This window comes from Mucilaginibacter mallensis (assembly GCF_900105165.1).
GTDB classification, from domain to species: domain Bacteria; phylum Bacteroidota; class Bacteroidia; order Sphingobacteriales; family Sphingobacteriaceae; genus Mucilaginibacter; species Mucilaginibacter mallensis.
This window is the reverse complement of the sequence record NZ_LT629740.1, coordinates 356,949-375,773: the sequence shown is the minus strand read 5'-3', so window position 1 is coordinate 375,773 and position 18,825 is coordinate 356,949. Positions and strand designations below refer to the sequence as shown.

The following is an 18,825-nucleotide window of genomic DNA, read 5'->3' as shown; positions in this document are numbered from 1 at the left end:
TTATTTATGTGTTTTATCAGTTTCAATGCCTGAAAAATCAACCCCGCACTTGCAGTTGCTGCCGCAGCTTTTTTTAGAAGAAAGGCTCCTATACATCATACGGCCCACATAAAATATGGCCGCAACAAAAAGGACTAGTATAATTATAACCTGGAAATTCATGTCACAAATTTAATACATTTTAACTTATATATATACGCAAAGACGTCACAAATAGTATATGGCTAAATTACAGGTAATTGTAAACTGTTATAAACCAATTAAACACGTTGCTTATTCATCTTCCTGTAAACTCAACACTGCTTCATCCAAAAAGTTCGGGATCATGGTGTTTTGTGTATGTGCTAATTTATCGGCATCATCAAGCAGCTCAAGCATTTCATTGTATTTATCGAGTCCGTGTTCGTCAACCACTTCCTTTTTCTTATGTGGTTTTAATAGCATTGCCCTCATGACTTCGGGGTCAGCTTCGGGGTGAAACTGTGTGCCGATAAAATAATCGCTGTAACGCACAGCCATCATGGCCTGTGGCAGATCAATATGCGGGCGTTCCTTTTCTATAGCCAACAGTTGCATGCCCAGGTCGGTAAATTGTTTTTCATTGGGGTGGATCACCTGCCAGCAGCGCGAATCAACGGCGTAAAAAGGATCGGTAAGATCATCAAAAACAGGCTCATTTAAACCTGCCGAAGTTTTATGTACCGGCAATATGCCAAACGAGGTTGTGCGGCGCTCATTAATATACCCCAGTTTATAGTGGCGGCACATGAGCTGAAAGGAGTGACAAACAAAAAAGCCATATTTTTTCTGCGGATCATCGGAAAGATTGTGATTTTCTAATTCACCGATCAAATTAAAATACTTTTTCTCCCACTCCGAGCCCTCCGTATCCAGCGGACTCCCCGGCCCACCGCTGGCTATATAAATATCAAATTCCAATCCCGGCATCTCGCATCTTTTGCGCACCTCGAACAGTTCATAGGTCAGCTCAAGATCGTTCTTTGCCTTATAGCGCTCCAGTATATCCTGAAAGCTGCGTATCGCATCGTTCTCAAGGCCATCATACAGATCTAATATGGCCACTTTAATGGGTCTGCCTGTTTTTGCCATGGGCATTAAGCTACTTTAAGTTTTGTGGATGTAATATAATTCAAAACATCCACAAAACTATTATTTTGCTGTAAATGGCTAAAATCAGCAGCTATACCTGACAATAATCGGTTATCAGGCGGCTTCTTTTGCGGTTTCAAATAGGCCCCGCCATACTAAAGCCGCAATAATACCACCCAGTATTGGCGCGACAATAAACAGCCATAATTGCCCCAGTGCTTTGCCGCCCGCCAGTATAGCAGGCCCAAAACTGCGTGCCGGGTTTACCGATGTGCCTGTTATAGGTATGGCTACCAAATGTATGAGCACCAGGGTAAGCCCTATTGCCAGACCGGCCATGTTACTATTGCCTAATTTAGAAGTAGTGGCAAAAATTACAAACAGGAACAGGAAAGTAAGCAGGGTTTCGGTAATGAAAGCGGCAACGGTTGTATAATTACCCAAATAGCCAGGCCCCCACCCGTTTGAGCCGAGCGCCCACTCGCCCATGGCAAAACCCGGTGCACCTTTTTGAATCTCCAACAGCGCTAATGCTGCTATAGTTGCACCCGCTAATTGTGCTATAATATACCCAATGGTATCTATAAAACTTATTTTTTTTGCTACGAGCATAGCGATGGTAATAGCAGGGTTAATATGACACCCTGAGATTGGCCCTATTGCATAGCACATTACAACAACCGCAAAACCAAACGCTAACGCTATGCCTAACAGACCTATGCCTGCAGGTGCATCTGCAACAGTTATTGGAATTGATTTACCGGCTACTACGGCAGCGCCGCATCCAAACAATACTAAAGAAAACGTCCCGATGAACTCGGCTAGATACTTTTTCATAATGTGATTGATTTACGTGAGTAGAAATAAAATTAATTGGTATAATAAAGGTAGGATATTTTATAATTGATAAACAATGTTTTATAGGGGAATAAACAGTTAGATTTTTTGGTTAGGTAGGATTAGGCGGCAGACAAGAGGGTTTTATGAGAGGTGGCAATGTGCGATTCCTTCCCTGGGGAAGGAGGAGGTAGGGGTTTAATGAAACCCCTACCGTGGGGAGGGAATTAAAAAAAAGCAAAATTCAATTTCCGTGTACCTACCAGATACGTGGGTTTTATTGACCCAATTTTATGTTTCAATACCTGCTTTAGCCGCATTAATTTCAGGCTAAATAGCTCAATCATTTGTCATTATTACTCAATCATTTGCATTCGCTTTAAAATCTCATATATTAACCGTACCTTTGCGCCAAATTTAGAGGCGCATTTTCATGCAAAAAATAAGAAACATAGCGATTATCGCTCACGTTGACCACGGTAAGACTACTCTGGTTGATAAAATTCTACATGCTTGTTCAATTTTTAGGGACAACGAATCAACCGGTGAACTGATACTGGATAACAATGACCTGGAACGTGAACGTGGTATTACCATCGTATCAAAAAACGTTTCGGTAATGTACAAAGATGTTAAGATCAACATCATTGATACACCTGGTCACGCCGACTTTGGCGGTGAGGTTGAACGTGTATTAAAAATGGCCGATGGCGTTTTGTTACTTTGCGATGCTTTTGAAGGCGCTATGCCTCAAACCCGTTTTGTAACGCAAAAGGCTTTGGCTTTAGGCTTAAAACCAATTGTTGTTGTAAACAAGGTTGATAAGGAAAACTGTCGCCCTGAAGAAGTTTATGAACAAATATTTGAATTGTTCTTCAACCTTGAAGCAACTGAAGATCAACTGGATTTCCCGGTTATCTACGGTTCATCAAAACAAGGCTGGATGAGCACAGATTGGAAACAACCAACAACTGATATCTTCCCGTTAATGGATGCTATCCTGGAAAACATTCCACCGGCACCAATAGCTGAAGGTACTTTGCAAATGCAGATCACTTCGTTAGATTATTCATCTTTCGTAGGCCGTATCGCGGTTGGTCGTGTTGCACGTGGTACTATTAAGGAAAACATGCCGGTATCGCTGGTTAAACGTGATGGCAGAATCCAGAAATCAAGAATAAAGGAATTATATACTTTTGAAGGCTTAGGTAAAGTTAAGGCTACAGAAGTAAGTTCAGGCGATATTTGCGCAGTTGTAGGTATTGAAGGTTTTGATATTGGCGATACTATTGCCGATTTTGATAAACCGGAACAACTGGAAGTTATCCATATTGATGAGCCTACCATGAACATGCTATTCACCATCAATACTTCACCATTCTTTGGTAAAGAAGGTAAATTTGTTACTTCACGCCACTTGCGCGACCGTTTGTACAAAGAGATGGAAAAAAACCTGGCGCTTAAGGTTGTTGAAACCGAATCGCCTGATTCATACTTAGTGTATGGCCGTGGTATTCTCCATTTATCAGTATTGATAGAGACTATGCGCCGCGAAGGTTATGAGTTACAGGTAGGCCAGCCACAGGTTATCATCAAAGAAATTGATGGTGTTAAATGTGAGCCGGTTGAAACCCTTATTGTTGATGTACCGGGCGATGTTGCTGGTAAGGTTATCGAACTGGTAACACAACGTAAAGGCGATCTGTTAGTAATGGAGCCAAAAGGCGATTTACAGCACTTAGAGTTTGATATCCCTGCACGTGGTATCATTGGTTTACGTAACAACGTATTAACAGCAACGGGTGGCGAAGCTATCATGGCTCACCGCTTTAAAGCATACGAACCATGGAAAGGTCAGATCCCGGGTCGTTTAAATGGTGTATTGGTATCAATGGATACCGGTAAAACCACTGCCTTCGCTATTGATAAATTACAGGATCGTGGTCGTTTCCACATCGATCCGGGAGTTGAAGTTTACGAAGGCCAGGTATTAGGCGAGCACATCCGCGATAACGATTTGGTCATTAACCTTACTAAAGGCAAGCAGTTAACCAACATGCGTGCATCAGGTAGCGATACCAACGTTCGTATAGCACCTGCTATCAAATTCTCATTGGAAGAATCAATGGAATACATACAGGCTGATGAGTACATCGAAGTTACGCCGCAAAGCATTCGCTTACGCAAGATCTATCTGAATGAAAATGAAAGAAGGATCAACGCTAAGAAATTCCAGTCGCAATAAGAATATAATTAACCAATACTAAAAAGCCGGATTCAAATAAATGAATCCGGCTTTTTTGCGTACTATATTTTCATATAGATTAATTATTTAATATATAGATAATTTTGTTTATTCTGTAGTTATTATATATTTACAGAATAAACCTTTAGTTACCTTTTCACAAAAAATCAAGTATGAAAACCTATTCTTCACCACAAATTTCCCCTATAACCAGGATGGTTTTAGGGGTCGCTGTTCTTATTACAGCATTCTCATCATGTAAAAAAAGTGATTCTACTACCCCACTAAGTTCAACTAAAAAGCTCAATCTGAAAGATCGATCGTTGAATGCTATCCCAAGCACAATTTCTAATGGCTTAGTAGCTTATTGGACATTTGCAAATACTGCTTATGACCTATCAGGTAATGGTAATAATGGTACATTAAGTACAGTAACCACTACCTCAGACAGGTTTGGCAATTCTACTGGCGCTTATAGTTTTAACGGAACAAGCAGCTACGTCTCTGTGCCGGACAATGCGGCCCTTCGCTTAAACGATACTTCCTTTACCTTAAATGCATGGGTTAAAATAGCCGCATATAATAGTTCGTATGGTTCAGTTTTATTGAGCAAGAGAATTACAGGGGCTAACAATGGCTGGAACATGAGCGTCACAGGCAATTTAGGAAGTCCAATCGGAGTGCTCAGCTATGGTCCGGGTGGTGGAAGTACCAATGCAGTAGGAGCAACCGTTATTGGCCTTAATAGCTGGCATATGGTAACCAGTACTTATAGCTATGGTAATCATCAAAAACTTCGTATTTATGTAGATGGTGCATTAAGCGATAGTACTATCAATATATCAAAGGCAAATGCCTCAATAACCGCAATGCTTTATATTGGCGCGGATAATCCAAGTATCGGAACCAGTTATTTTTTTAATGGATCACTTAATGATATCCGTATTTATAGCCGTGCTATCACCCCTACTGAAATTAATCAACTTTATAATGCTACTACAGCTCCTACAGCAGGACTGGTAGCTTATTGGCCACTTACAAATACCGCCAATGACCTATCGGGTAATGGTAACAACGGTACATTAAGTACAGTAACCACTACCTCAGACAGGTTTGGCAACCCTATCGGCGCTTATAGTTTTAACGGAACAAGCAGCTACGTCTCTGTGCCGGACAATGCGGCCCTTCGCTTAAACGATACTTCCTTTACCTTAAATGCATGGGTTAAAATAGCTGCATATAATAGTTCGTATGGTTCAGTTTTATTGAGCAAGAGAATTACAGGGGCTAACAATGGCTGGAACATGAGTGTCACAGGCAATTTAGGAAGCCCAATCGGAGTGCTCAGCTATGGCCCGGGTGGTGGAAGTACCAATGCAGTAGGAGCAACCGTTATTGGCCTTAATAGCTGGCATATGGTAACCAGTACTTATAGCTATGGTGATCATCAAAAACTTCGTATTTATGTAGATGGTGCATTAAGCGATAGTACTATCAATATATCAAAGGCAAATGCCTCAATAACCGCAATGCTTTATATTGGCGCGGATAATCCAAGTATCGGAACCAGCTATTTTTTTAATGGATCACTTAATGATATCCGTATTTATAGCCGTGCTGTCACCGCTACTGAAATTAATCAACTTTATAACGCACTAAACTAAATAATAATTATAACTAAAGGTTTATGATTACTTAATTAAGGAGGCTGTCTCTAAATCAGGGAGCAGCCTCCTTATTTTGGTAGGTGTAAATGCCCCTATGGCGATTTAACCAATTATATAGGAGTTGCAGGCGTAGTTAATTATTCAATTTCAGCGGATAATGATCCATGTGCAGCCGGTCAGATAAAAAAGGATGCTACTAAATGGCATATAGTTACAGCCATTTATAGTGTTTCTAAAAAAAGCTAAACTTTATTTAGATAAATCTGGAGACGCAACTACTGATAGTTCATCATCGCCAATCAATATAGGTACTGCATTAATGTATGTTGGTACCAGTTATAATTACAGGTGCTCGTTTTTTGAAAGATAAATGGGATGATATGCGGATATATAACAGGGCACTTTCTAATAAACAAGTATTGGCGTTATATCTTTTGCCAAATTAGTAAGCTTGTTGTAACTGAAAAGGCAAGTATTTTTAAGCACCTCGATAAAAAACTTTAAATTCGCCGGATGAAAGGTAACGACCGGTTAAACCCAACCATATTTCATACACGTTATGTACACCTTACCAGGCTAAGGGATGCTACTATAAAAATAATTGATGAGCTAACAGCTGACAATAAAAATTTATTACTGGCAGACTTTGGTTGTGGTGATATGCCGTACCGTTCGGTTATTGAGCCCAAGGTTGGCAAATACCTGGGTATCGATCTGGAAATGAACCCCAAGGCAGAACATCATATTGGATTTGACAGTAAAACTACCCTGCCTGATAATTATGTTGACATCATATTATCGAACCAGGTATTGGAGCATGTAGATACGCCATCAGGGTATTTGCAGGAGGCTTATCGTATTTTAAAACCGGGTGGTACTATGATATTAACTACACACGGTTACTGGTTCTATCACCCAACACCAAACGATTACTGGCGTTGGACAAGTGCCGGTTTAAGAAAAACAGTTGAAGCTGAAAAATTTAAAATCACCTCGTTTCACGGTATTATGGGTTTGGCGGCAAGTGGTATACAGCTGTTTCAGGATGCTATTTTAAATAAATCTCCAAAATTTTTGTACCCGTCAATTGCTTTTGTAATGCAGGGATTTATAGGCTTGTTTGATAAGATCAACACCCAGCAACAACGCGACAGGGATGCTTCATTATACATTGTAATTGCACAAAAACCATTGGATACGGTGTAATGGAGTCATTTAACCTCTGCATTATTAAGCCTAATAAGGACGCATTTTCAGAAACCTTTATCCAGGAGCATATTAATCGTTTACCTGGTAATAAAAAGGTGCTTTATGGAGGTGCTTTCCCCGTTTATGATGATGAGGGTAAATTTCTTATCCGCTCAAAATTTGGTTTGCTAAGCTACCTTATTCAAAAAAAAATATTTAAGCGCCAAAATATCAGGGTACGTACCAGGGCATTGGCCAACTATTTTAAGGAACAAAACATAGATATAGTTTTTGCTGAGTATGGTATGGTGGGAGCAATGGTTACTGAGGCCTGCCGTTTGGCGAATGTGCCGCTTATCATTCACTTCCATGGTGCCGATGCACATCACCGCGATACGGTTTCGCAGTACCATGATCTATATAAAAAAGCTTTTGCTTATGCCAGTTGGATCATAGCGGTATCAGGTGATATGGCAGAAGCACTTAAACAATTAGGCGCACCGGCTGAGAAGATAGTCCATGCTTCATGCGGGGTTGATACGGAATTGTTTCCGCAGCTCGATATTTCAAATTCGGCCCGGAACTTTTTGGCGGTTGGCCGATTTGTGGAGAAGAAATCGCCGATATCGGTAGTAAAAGCTTTTAAAATAGTAGCTAATAAGTTCGCCGATGCTAAATTATGGATGGTGGGTGAAGGGCCACTGTTTGATGAAACCAAACAATTGGTGCATGATCTCTGCCTCGAAAAAAATGTTACTTTAACAGGGAGACTGAACACCGGACAGATAAAGGAACTGATACAGCAGTCGCGTTGCTTTGTACAGCATTCGGTTACTGCCCGCAGTGGCGATAAGGAAGGTACCCCGGTGAGCATACTGGAAGCCGGATCATCGGGCCTGGCTATTGTAAGTACCCGGCATACAGGTATTAAAGAGGCCGTTGTTGATGGCGAAACCGGCTATTTAGTTAACGAGTATGACATCAGCGGTATGGCTGAGCATATGATAACAATCGCGGACGATGTTGCTTTGGCTTCAAGGCTTGGAGCAAAGGAAGCAGCTTACATCCGTGAAAATTATGAGATAAAAAACAGAATAATTACCTTAACAGGCCTGCTTGAGCAAGCATTAAAAAAGAAGATATGATACGGAAGTTCGTTCGTTCGTTTGTGAAGAAATTTGGATATGATTTAGTTAAGCCGGATAGCCGTTTAGTGGTTGATGGTTTACCTGCTGATTTTGATCAGTCGACTTTAGATACTTACCACCGCGTAAAGCAATATACCATGACAACGCCTGAGCGTATTGCCTCATTATGCAATGCGGTAAATTACCTGGTTAAAAATAACATTGCAGGTGATTTTGTAGAGTGCGGCGTATGGCGTGGCGGCAGTACAATGGCAGCTATTGATACGTTAATTAAAGCGGGCGATAAAAGCAGGGAGATTTACCTGTATGATACCTTTGAGGGCATGTCGGAACCTACAGAAGTTGATAAAGTATTTACAGGTACCGCTGCTGATGAGTTAATGAATAGTACCGATCGTAACGACCCTACATCAGTTTGGTGTTATTCAGCCTTAGAGGAAGTGCAGCAAAATGTTGGAACTTTAAAATACCCCGATAGTAAGGTACATTATGTAAAAGGTAAGGTAGAAGATACTATCCCGCAAACCATACCCGGTAAAATAGCGCTTCTGCGTTTAGATACCGACTGGTATGAATCAACAGCGCACGAATTAAAGCATTTATATCCTTTATTGGTGCCGGGAGGTGTGATCATTATTGATGATTACGGCCATTGGGAAGGCGCCCGCCAGGCAGTGGATGAATATATTGAGGCACAAAAGCTCCCGTTGTTATTAAACAGGATAGATTATACCGGGCGTATAGGTGTAAAGTATTAGTGTTATGGGGATAGTAAAAAAGCAGGCCTATAAAAATACTATTGTCTCCTACGCGGGTATGGCAATAGCTTATATAAATACGGTTTTGCTTTTCCCTTTCTTCACCAATACCGCCGAATATGGTTTTTATAACCTGATCATCAGCGTATCGGTTCTGTATTCACTCGTTTCATCAATGGGCGGTCCTAGCATCATCGCTAAGTATTTCCCATTTTATCGTACTGAAGATCGCAGGCACAATGGTTTTATACATTGGGTTGCAATACTTACACTTATTGGCTTTACAGGCGCTACAATACTATATATATTGCTTAAGCCAATAATATTAGGAGCTTATACCGCCAACAAATCGCCGTTATTTGCCCAATATTATTATTACCTCATACCGTTATCTTTTTTTGTAGTAAGTTTCAGTTATCTTGAAATGACAGGAAGGGTGGTTTATAAAACCATTTATTCCAATATTCTGCAAAATGTGCTGTTGCGTTTGCTTACTACGGGGTATTTATTAATGATTGCAGCAGGATGGATAAATTTTCACGATTTTATATTTCTCTATATAGGAAGTAACGGCCTTATATCTTTATTGCTTTTAATTAGTCTTTTTGCCTCAGGCAACTTCAGCCGCAAGGTTGATGATTATCGTTTTAAAAGCATAAAAAAGGCAGAGATCGTAAATTTTGGCTTATTTACACTGGTATCGAGCGCTATATATGTACTGCTTCAAAAGGTAGATACCTTAATGCTCAGCTCAATGGCTGGCGATTCTATACAGGGAGTTTACAGCTGGTATTTTAATATAGCAATCCTGATAAGTGTACCCGCGCAGGCGCTTAGCCGAACAACTTATGCAATAGTGGCAGATGCCTGGAAATCAAAAAACATGGCGAATATTGCCGAAGTGTATGCTAAAACTTCCATTATTCAGATGGTTATAGGCTGTCTTCTTTTTATTGGGATAATTATAAACCGGGAAAATTTATATACGGTAGCCCGGAATAAAGATTTCACTGATCCAAAATACTTTAGCCTCTTTTTAGTGATTGGACTTGGCTTTTTAGTTGATATTACCGGCGGATTAAATACCTATATCATCACAACCTCTCATAAGTACAGGCTAATTACAGTTTTAATTATAATTGCCAGCATATTTTGTATAGGGTTAAATTATTTGCTGATACCCAAATACAAAGGTATGGGATCGGCAATAGCCTATTTGCTAACGGTTACCGGTATTAACTTTTGTACCTGGTTTTATATTAAGTACAGGTTTAAAATGCAACCGTTCACTTATAAGCATCTTGTTGTTATTTTTATAAGTATTGCCAGTTATTTTGCAGGTAAATATTTTTGGCGGATGCCGAATTTATACCTGGATATAGCTATGCGGAGTGGCTTCACAGCAATTGTTTATGGCTTACTAACCTACTTCTGCCATATTTCGGAAGATTTTAATGAAAAAATAGATAAAACTTTAAAAGGGCTGAAGTTGACCCGGTAAAAGTGTACAATTCCGGTAATTAAATTAGAAATTCCGCCAGCTTATTACTATTATTATAGTCTTAAACTATTGGCACCCTAAACACATGATTAAGTTCGTACGGACTTTACTTATCACAGTATTGCTATTTATTCCCTTGTTGAGTATGTGCCAGATCGCTACCCCAAAGTGGGTTGATGATATTGGTGGCCCCACCTCAAATTGTATCTCATCGGCAGTAAAAGTTGATAAACAAAATAACGTTTACGTTGCCGGTTTCTATGATGGTACCGCCGATTTTGACCCTTCAGCTGGCGTATATAATTTAACAGCTTCAGGCGGCGGGTTTGATATTTTCGTTGCAAAATATACATCGGCAGGCGCTTTAATTTGGGCCAAAAGTTTTGGGGGCGATGGAACCGACCAGGTAAATTCCATGACTGTTGATATCAATGGTAACCCGATAATCAGCGGGCAATACAATTCAACAAGTATTAATTTTGGTTCTGCCACTATACAAAACGGGGGCGACTGGGACGCGTTTGTTATTAAACTTAATACTAACGGCGGCTTTGTATGGGCTAAATCGGTAGGTGGTAGTAGTACTGATTATGGCGCTCACGTTGCGTCTGATAGTCAGGGAAACATTGTACAGTGTTTGCGATTTGAATCATCATTTTCTCTCGGTGGAAAAAGTTACTCATCTACAAGCGGATCTTTTAATGCTTTAACTGTTAAATATGATCCCAATGGTAACGTGTTATGGGCAATTAACCTGCCTGATGCTACCCGCTCTGAAAGTATATTCAGTGAGTTTGATAGCCAAAATAATACGGTAGTATGCGGCCATTTTGAAAGTAACGATAATTTTAACCCTCTTGGCACAGCTTATAACTTAAATGGCAATGGTAACTCTACATATATTGCCAAATACAGCCCATCAGGTATTTTAATATGGGTGAAATCTTTTACCGGAACGGTTGTTGGCGATAATACCAATTTGTGTATTAATTCAAAAGATGATATTTATATTGATGGTCCATTTACGTCCCAGATGAATTTTGGAACAGTTACGCTTAATCCCTCTGGCAGCCAGGATATTTTTTTATCTAAATACTCTTCGGCAGGTGTTTTTCAATCTGTTAATGATGTAGGCGGCAGCGGGGGGAGTATATTTAATTATGGTATAGTATGCAGTAAGGATGATTATGTTTATGTGTCGGGATATTTTAGCGGCACAATTGACTTCGACCCCTCAGCTACCTCCAATGCGCTTGTTTCTGATCATGGGCTTCAGGATTTTTTCCTGGCTAAATACGATTCAAATCTTAACTATAAATGGGCATTTAACGGGGGTAATAACAGTTGTAGTCAAAACCTCGGTAGAAATGTAGCTATCGATAACAATAACGATGTTTTATATACAGGGGGCTTTTGTTCTACTGTAAATTTCAGCGCATCAGCATGTACCCCGGTAATCCGTACAGCGCAAAGCGGCAGCAGGGATTGCTTTTTAGCTAAATATACGCAGAGTGTTGCATCGGCACAAGCTCAAATTACCGGGTTTTCAATTCCTCAACAAAGCTCGCCTGCAGTTATCGACCAAACAAACCTGATCATAACAGTTACGGTTCCGGCAGGTACAAATGTTAAAGCATTGGTGCCAACTGTAGCCTATACCAGCGGTGTAACACTTGCTCCGGTATCGGGTGCTGCACAGGATTTCACTAATGCAGTAACCTATACCCTTTCGGCGAATTGTTCATCGCTTAACTACACGGTTAATGTGGTGTTTGCTGCAGGGGCTATTCCGCAGGCAGAATATGTGTGCTCAGGAGATGTGGCTACCTGGTATGGAGAGATAAAGACATCTACTCCTACAAGTTACTTATGGCAGATATCACAAAATAATGTCTGGGCCAGTGCGCCTGGCACAAACAATGAGGTTAACTATACAACTCCGGTTTTAAACAATAATACAGGTGCTGCAATTATTTACAACTATCGCAGGCAAGTTATTATTCAGGGGGTAACCAGTTACGATTCTTATTTTGATGTTACAATAAATGCAGCCATTTTAAATAATACTATTATCGCACCTGCTGTAATTGCTTTTTGTTCCAATGGTGATCCATCTTCAATTACGGGCAGCACACCTACCGGGGGGCTAGCAACCTATCCCTATCAATGGCAAAGTTCAACAGATAACACAACCTTTGTTAATATCAACGGCGCCATAGCTAAAGATTATGATCCCTCAGCAATAAGCAGTACCACTTATTACAGGCGGATGATAACATCGGGGCAATGTCCATCATATAGTAATACCGTAACAATCACTATTTCACCCACCCCTGCCACACCTGTTTCCACAGCAGCGGCAGTAAGCATATGTACAGGCAGCGGTGTTGGGCTTTCCGTATCAAATCCTCAGGCGGGTGTAACCTATAACTGGTACGATTCACCGGCTAAAACCACGCTGTTGCACACAGGTACAAACTATACAACGGGCCTTTTAACAAGCAACACTACTTATTATATCGAGGCTACCAATGGTTCATGTACAAGCACTTCATTAGCAACTGTTCAGGTAACTGTTGTTGCCTTGCCATCGGCACCCGCTTTAGCTACTAATAGTGTATCAACATGTTATGGCAGTTCGTTAACTTTAACAGATGATGCCCCGCAGGATGGCCATTACAACTGGTATACTGTGCCAACCGGCGGAACAGCTGTAGGTAGCGGGGTAACCTTTGTCACTGGTGCCCTTACCCAAAATACCACTTATTATGTTGAAAATGTAAATACAACAGGTTGCATAAGTGCCACCCGTACAAAATTTGACATTACCGTTATCCCGCTACCGGCAGCCCCGCAGATACAAACACCTTTGCCCGTATGTAGTGGTACCGCCTCCACACTCAATATTGCTACCCCACAGGCTGGTTTAACCTATAATTGGTATGCTGCAGCTACCGGTGGTACTTTGCTGGGTACAGGTACATCGTATAAGCAAACTGATCTGACAGATAATACCTATTATGCCGAAGCGGTAAATGCTAACAGTTGCACCAGCGCAAGCAGAACGCAGGTAATTATTACCCCTATTGATTTACCCGTAGCTCCGCAAGCATCATCACCAGCGGGCATTTGCAGTGGCTCAACCGCAACCCTGGCAGTTACAAGCCCGCAGGCTAATCTTACCTATAACTGGTATGCAGCAGCTACCGGCGGCACATTGCTTGCGTCGGGCAATTCTTATACTACGTCAGCCTTAGCTACTTCAACTACTTATTATGTTGAAGCGATGAGTAACATTGGCGGTTGTACATCTATAACGCGTACCGCAGTACAGGTTAACGTTACACAGCCGCCTGTAACACCTACGCCGGTTTCGCCAACGGTATCTGTATGTTCGGGAAGTACTACATCACTTTCGATAAACAATCCGCAAACAGGTGTAGTGTATAATTGGTATGATTCTGCAACAAAAACTAATTTATTGTTTACAGGCCCGTCGTACACAATTAAGCTAATAAATGCAAATACTACTTTTTATATTGAGGCGGTAAATGGCCCATGTACTACGCCATCCATGGGCAGCGTGCAGGTTAACGTAATTGCACTTCCGGTTACACCTGCTGTTGTAAAAAGCCCGGTATCTATTTGTTCAGGTACACAGGCTTCGTTAAGCGTTGCCAGTCCACAGTCTGGCATTACTTATAACTGGTACAATACTGCAACCGGTGGTACATCGGTATTTACGGGTACTGATTTTTCAACCCCTCAATTATCATCAAGTACCACTTATTATGTGGAGGCTGTTAATAGTAATAGCTGTACTTCGGCAGTGCGTACTGCGGCAAGCGTTATTGTTACGCCAACACCTGGTATTATTACACAAAATATCTCTATATGTCCCGGTACCAGCAGTACAATTGTGGCATCCAGCTCTGATCCTGATGCTACCATAAGCTGGTATACTTCTAACGCCTCTACTACTCCATTGGCTACAGGCAGTAATTTTAAAACACCTGTTTTAAACAATAATGCAATTTATTATGCCGAAGCAGTAAATAATACTACCGGATGTATATCAGTCACACGCTCTATAGCCACTGTGACCATGTACCAGCAATTAGCAGCACCTGTAGTGACGGTTGGTGGCACTACTGTCACTACCGTTACTTTTAGCTGGGGTGCTGTAGATGGTGCCAGCGGATACCAGGTGAGTATGGACGGCGGAGTGACATTTAACACGCCAAGCTCCGGAACTTCGGGTTTAACGCATACCATAACCGGACTTAAATTAGGCGAAAGTGTAACTATAATGGTTGAGGCTACAGGTGCATCAACCTGCCAGCTTAGCGGCAGCTCAACAGCGGTTACCGGTGTAGCGCATAATTCGGTACATGATCTTATTTACGTGGCCAATGCCTTTACACCTAACGGTGATGGTGTAAACGATGTGGTTTATGTACATAGTGAAGAGATAAAAAGCCTGAATTTTTATGTATACGACCAGTGGGGCGAAATGCTGTTTAAATCAACCAGTCAAAGTGTCGGTTGGGATGGCACTTATAAAGGCACCAAGCAACCCGTTGGCGTGTATGTGTACTATGTGCAGGCGGTAATGAATGATGGACAACAAGTAACTAAAAAAGGAACAATTACACTGTTAAAGTGAAGAAGATAATAATCGCAATGGCAGTACTGTTACAGGTTGTAATTGTAAGCCGGGTAAAAGCACAAATAGATCCGCATTTTTCGCAGTACTACGCGTATCCGCTATGGTTAAACCCGGCGTTAACAGGCGTTTTTGATGGTGATATACGCATTATGGCTAATTATAAAGATCAGTGGGCCACAATTAACAATGCCTATCAAACTACAGCCGTATCTGCTGATTTCAAGGCTACCAATAAGTTAAGTATCGGTGTTAATATATTGGATGAATCTGCCGGGAGCGCGGGTTTTAATTACCTTACGGCCTACGGATCGTTAAGCTATGTCATAAATGTATCTGATAATAATTACAAGCAGGTACATTTTGGCGTACAGGCAGGTATTATCAGCCGCACTTTTGATATAAATAAGCTTCAGCTTGATGATCAGTACAATCCTTTGATAGGTTATGACCCCTCCCTCCCCAGTAATGAAAATTTTGCTTCAAATGGTGTTAGTGTTTTTGATGCCGGTGCAGGTATTTATTATGATGACAGCGACCCTGCAGAGGCGGCAAATATTTTTGGTGGTGTAAGCTTATTTCACCTTAATCAGCCCAGCGATCCATTTGCTACCGAAAGCGCGAAAAGCAGCTTACCCATGCGCCTTACTGTGCATGGCGGCGTGCGTTTAGCGGCAGATGAAGGCATTTATTTTACCCCGCATTTTATTTACATGCGCCAGCAAAAAGCTCAGGAAAAAGACCTTGGTATAAATTCGGAGTTTAGGGCGGATAATAACAATGCATTTATATTAGGGGCCATGTATCGTTTTAATGATGCGGCCATACTTGATGTTGGCTATCACTTTAGCAATACCACTATTGGCTTAAGCTATGATCTGAACACATCAGCGTTGCGGACTGCATCAAACTCACAGGGAGGCATTGAATTATCCATAAGTTATGTATTTCGTGGTAATTCGGTAAACCGAGATGTAGTTTGCCCTGCTTTTTAACAGAATTATGGTATAAGTTTTTGAAATCCTGAGCTTATAATTTTACTTTCGTTGCATCATTTTAATCCGGTTATAAAAAAATGCAAAACCTTGCCCCGATAGCTTTATTCGTTTATAATCGGCCCGACCATACCCGTCGCACCTTAAACTATTTGCAGAAGAATGTACTGGCCGAGGAATCGCGGCTTTTTATCTTCTCAGATGGTGCCAAAACCGATGCGGATCAGGCTAAAGTTGAACAGGTAAGGCAACTGGCTAAGGAGGTAACAGGGTTTAAATCGGTTAAGGTAATTAGCAGCAAACAAAATAAGGGGTTGGCTAATTCAATTATTGATGGGGTTAGTCAGCTGATAAAGGAATACGGTAAGGTGATTGTTTTTGAGGATGACCTGCTTTCATCACCCTATACCCTTGAATATTTTAACGAAGCGCTTACCCGCTACGCTGCCGAAGAAAAGGTAATGCACATCGGTTCCTATATGTTCGATCTGGACGATAAAAGCCTGCCCGAAACATTTTTTTATCGCATTGCCACCAGCTGGGGATGGGCAACCTGGGCCCACGCCTGGAAAGATTTTGAACCGGATATTGACAAGCTCATCAATCAGTTCGATAAGCAGAAGATCCATCAGTTCTCTATTGATGGCACCATGAATTTCTGGAAACAGATGCAGGAGTTTAAAACAGGCAAAAATAATTCCTGGGCCATACGCTGGTACGCGTCTATATTTTTAAATGGCGGACTAACGCTCAACCCATCGCACTCGCTGGTGCACAACATAGGGCACGATGGCAGTGGTGTACACTCCAATATTGAGAACACCTACCAGGTAAAGATCGCCCAAAAACCTGTTAAACAATTCCCGAACTCTATTAAGGAAGATGAACAGGCTCACCAGGCTATCAGGTCTTTCCTCAAGAATCGAAAAGGAAGCTTAGTGAAGCGGGGAATTGTGTTTATAAAGCAGCTGCGGGTAAGGTATTTTATAAAAAAATAAAAAACCGGGTGTAATTGAAATAACGCGTGCACGCTTTTTAAAGCAGAATTATCCTTCTTTTTCAATCAAACAAACCGCGTAGGCAACAATACCTTCTTCGCGACCGATGAAGCCTAATTGTTCGTTGGTGGTAGCTTTAATGGAGATATCATCCTCACTTATACCTGCGGCCTTGGCAATATTAGCCTGCATGGCGGGGATATGGGGATTTATTTTTGGTGCTTCAAGGCATACCATGGCATCAATATTACCTATTTGCCAGCCTTTTTCCTTTAACAGTACTACAACATGCTGCAATAGGATTAAGCTACTGATGCCTTTCCAACGATCATCCTTATTTGAGAAATGATAACCAATATCCCGCAGATTAGCTGCGCCCAGCAAGGCATCACAAATGGCATGCAGTAATACATCGGCATCAGAATGACCAAACGCACCGGAGTGATGTTCAAGATTTACGCCGCCTAAAACAAACGGATGCTGCTCCCTTAACTGGTGCACATCAAAACCAAAACCTACTTTTATTTTTGCCACTTTATTATTTAGTGCCGCCAAAATTGGCCGATAAGGTAAAACGTAATGTGTTAGCTAAAGGACTGTTTGCCTGACTGGCTGCCAGATAAGCAAAATCAAACCCGAATTCCTGGTATTTTACGCCCACACCCAAAGTAAGGTAGTTACGACCACCCTCGCTAGGGCTTTGATAAAAATAACCTGCTCTTAATGCCAGGGCTTTGTCATACGTGTACTCTAACCCTGCTGAGTAGTATATTTCATGAAATTCTGTACTTAAGGGCGCATCAGAGAACGACTGAAATATGCCTGCAGGTACAGAAACATCGCTGCCAGCGTTTGTAGGAACCAATAATTTATTAATATCAAGTGCAAATGTTACATCGTTGGCATTATCAATATACCAGGTGTTGGCTATACCTGCTTTTAAATTAGTCGGTAAAAAATATGACGGGCCATTATCCGAATAACTGATCTTTGTACCAATGTTTGAAATATCAACACCAAAAGCAAACAAGGCATCAGTGCCAAATTCCTGTGTTGGGTTTTTATAGTATGCTGATACATCGGCGGCAACGGCATTGCCCGCTTTCTCTCCCTGATTGGGGGTTGAGGCCGATCCGTTTGATAAATTTGAATGTATATAACGCAATGTTAAACCCAGTGAAAAATTCTCACCAAACTTACGGGCGAATGACCCGTCGATAGAAAATTCAGAAGGTGTAAAGTTACCCAGTGAATTACCATTGCCATCTGTTAAAGCTATGGTGCCTATGTTAAAGTAGCGCAAAGATAAGCCAATAGCATTCCTATCATCAAGCTTATGGGCATAACTTAGGTATGATAAACTGATATCGGGCACTAAATTACGCAGCCATGGGCTATATGATAGTGAAAAACTATTATCGCTTTCAATAAATGCCAGTTTCGATGGGTTCCAGTAGTTTGCATTAACATCGGGTGATATGGCTACCCCTGCATCTCCTAAGGCTCCGGAGCGTGAATCGGGTGATATGGTTAAAAAAGGGACCGCTGTTGCTATTGCATTAGCATTACTTCCGTTAGTACTAGTTTGTGCAGTAACTAAAAAGGGGGATAATATTATTACTAAAACAATAGTAATTCTATTGTAGAAAAACCTCATTGAATGTATTGAATGTGTGTTTCAAATATATAAATATACTTTGGCTTATAAGTAT

General features: G+C 41.2%; 14 protein-coding genes. 9 read left to right on the top strand and 5 right to left on the bottom strand.

Translation table 11 applies throughout. The features are described 5' to 3' along the window. The 3 genes from BLU33_RS25665 to BLU33_RS01575 all read right to left on the bottom strand — a co-directional run bounded on the left by BLU33_RS25665 (window position 1) and on the right by BLU33_RS01575 (window position 1,947). Complete coding sequence (locus BLU33_RS25665; RefSeq protein WP_394331801.1) at window positions 1–99, bottom strand: hypothetical protein; 99 nt, start codon at window positions 97–99, stop codon at window positions 1–3. Window positions 100–273: 174 nt separating this feature from the next. Continuing rightward, window positions 274–1,110 (bottom strand): type 1 glutamine amidotransferase, encoded by an 837-nt coding sequence (locus BLU33_RS01580; protein WP_091380079.1) that lies wholly within the window; start codon window positions 1,108–1,110, stop codon window positions 274–276. A gap of 114 nt (window positions 1,111–1,224) precedes the next feature. Next, a complete protein-coding gene (locus BLU33_RS01575) occupies window positions 1,225–1,947 on the bottom strand; it encodes an MIP family channel protein (RefSeq protein ID WP_091368166.1) in 723 nt (240 codons plus the stop codon). Between the two features lie 433 nt (window positions 1,948–2,380). On the opposite strand from BLU33_RS01575, the gene typA reads away from it, so the two are divergent. The 9 genes from typA (at window position 2,381) to BLU33_RS01530 (ending at window position 17,113) form a co-directional block, all read left to right on the top strand. Next, window positions 2,381–4,192: a translational GTPase TypA gene (typA, locus tag BLU33_RS01570; protein WP_091368163.1), complete on the top strand. Its 1,812-nt coding sequence runs from the start codon at window positions 2,381–2,383 to the stop codon at window positions 4,190–4,192. A 173-nt stretch (window positions 4,193–4,365) separates the two neighbouring features. Continuing rightward, window positions 4,366–5,856 carry a LamG domain-containing protein gene (locus BLU33_RS01565; protein WP_091368160.1) on the top strand — a complete coding sequence of 497 codons (1,491 nt, stop codon included), beginning with the start codon at window positions 4,366–4,368 and terminating at the stop codon, window positions 5,854–5,856. Between the two features lie 516 nt (window positions 5,857–6,372). After that, window positions 6,373–7,065, top strand: a complete 693-nt coding sequence (locus tag BLU33_RS01560) for a class I SAM-dependent methyltransferase (protein WP_091368157.1) — start codon at window positions 6,373–6,375, stop codon at window positions 7,063–7,065. Then, the gene (locus BLU33_RS01555; protein ID WP_091368154.1) at window positions 7,065–8,192 is read left to right on the top strand and encodes a glycosyltransferase; all 1,128 of its coding nucleotides are present in this window, start codon (window positions 7,065–7,067) and stop codon (window positions 8,190–8,192) included. The genes BLU33_RS01560 and BLU33_RS01555 overlap by 1 nt, the downstream gene beginning before the upstream one ends. Next, complete coding sequence (locus BLU33_RS01550) at window positions 8,189–8,953, top strand: TylF/MycF/NovP-related O-methyltransferase (protein ID WP_091368149.1); 765 nt, start codon at window positions 8,189–8,191, stop codon at window positions 8,951–8,953. Before BLU33_RS01555 ends, BLU33_RS01550 begins: the two co-directional genes overlap by 4 nt. A gap of 4 nt (window positions 8,954–8,957) precedes the next feature. Continuing rightward, the gene (locus BLU33_RS01545; protein ID WP_091368146.1) at window positions 8,958–10,454 is read left to right on the top strand and encodes a lipopolysaccharide biosynthesis protein; all 1,497 of its coding nucleotides are present in this window, start codon (window positions 8,958–8,960) and stop codon (window positions 10,452–10,454) included. Between the two features lie 85 nt (window positions 10,455–10,539). Then, on the top strand, window positions 10,540–15,120 hold the full coding sequence (locus BLU33_RS01540; protein WP_091368142.1) for an Ig-like domain-containing protein: 4,581 nt from the start codon (window positions 10,540–10,542) through the stop codon (window positions 15,118–15,120). 17 nt (window positions 15,121–15,137) lie between these two features. Continuing rightward, window positions 15,138–16,115, top strand: coding sequence for a PorP/SprF family type IX secretion system membrane protein (locus tag BLU33_RS01535; protein WP_091368138.1), 978 nt, complete (start codon window positions 15,138–15,140; stop codon window positions 16,113–16,115). A gap of 80 nt (window positions 16,116–16,195) precedes the next feature. Further along, complete coding sequence (locus BLU33_RS01530) at window positions 16,196–17,113, top strand: glycosyltransferase (RefSeq protein ID WP_091368135.1); 918 nt, start codon at window positions 16,196–16,198, stop codon at window positions 17,111–17,113. A 48-nt stretch (window positions 17,114–17,161) separates the two neighbouring features. Here the strand turns inward: BLU33_RS01530 and ispF are convergent, their stop codons facing one another. Beyond that, window positions 17,162–17,647, bottom strand: a complete 486-nt coding sequence (gene ispF / locus BLU33_RS01525) for a 2-C-methyl-D-erythritol 2,4-cyclodiphosphate synthase (RefSeq protein ID WP_232009369.1) — start codon at window positions 17,645–17,647, stop codon at window positions 17,162–17,164. A 4-nt stretch (window positions 17,648–17,651) separates the two neighbouring features. Beyond that, on the bottom strand, window positions 17,652–18,770 hold the full coding sequence (gene porV / locus BLU33_RS01520; protein ID WP_091368132.1) for a type IX secretion system outer membrane channel protein PorV: 1,119 nt from the start codon (window positions 18,768–18,770) through the stop codon (window positions 17,652–17,654). Between the last annotated feature and the right edge of the window lie 55 nt (window positions 18,771–18,825).

Excerpts from the sequence above, each read along its gene's own strand:
- BLU33_RS25665 (WP_394331801.1), bottom strand. The coding sequence starts at position 99 with ATGATGTATAGGAGCCTTTCTTCTAAAAAAAGCTGCGGCAGCAACTGC.
- BLU33_RS01580 (WP_091380079.1), bottom strand. The coding sequence starts at position 1,110 with ATGGCAAAAACAGGCAGACCCATTAAAGTGGCCATATTAGATCTGTAT.
- BLU33_RS01575 (WP_091368166.1), bottom strand. The coding sequence starts at position 1,947 with ATGAAAAAGTATCTAGCCGAGTTCATCGGGACGTTTTCTTTAGTATTG.
- typA (WP_091368163.1), top strand. The coding sequence starts at position 2,381 with ATGCAAAAAATAAGAAACATAGCGATTATCGCTCACGTTGACCACGGT.
- BLU33_RS01565 (WP_091368160.1), top strand. The coding sequence starts at position 4,366 with ATGAAAACCTATTCTTCACCACAAATTTCCCCTATAACCAGGATGGTT.
- BLU33_RS01560 (WP_091368157.1), top strand. The coding sequence starts at position 6,373 with ATGAAAGGTAACGACCGGTTAAACCCAACCATATTTCATACACGTTAT.
- BLU33_RS01555 (WP_091368154.1), top strand. The coding sequence starts at position 7,065 with ATGGAGTCATTTAACCTCTGCATTATTAAGCCTAATAAGGACGCATTT.
- BLU33_RS01550 (WP_091368149.1), top strand. The coding sequence starts at position 8,189 with ATGATACGGAAGTTCGTTCGTTCGTTTGTGAAGAAATTTGGATATGAT.
- BLU33_RS01545 (WP_091368146.1), top strand. The coding sequence starts at position 8,958 with ATGGGGATAGTAAAAAAGCAGGCCTATAAAAATACTATTGTCTCCTAC.
- BLU33_RS01540 (WP_091368142.1), top strand. The coding sequence starts at position 10,540 with ATGATTAAGTTCGTACGGACTTTACTTATCACAGTATTGCTATTTATT.
- BLU33_RS01535 (WP_091368138.1), top strand. The coding sequence starts at position 15,138 with ATGGCAGTACTGTTACAGGTTGTAATTGTAAGCCGGGTAAAAGCACAA.
- BLU33_RS01530 (WP_091368135.1), top strand. The coding sequence starts at position 16,196 with ATGCAAAACCTTGCCCCGATAGCTTTATTCGTTTATAATCGGCCCGAC.
- porV (WP_091368132.1), bottom strand. The coding sequence starts at position 18,770 with ATGAGGTTTTTCTACAATAGAATTACTATTGTTTTAGTAATAATATTA.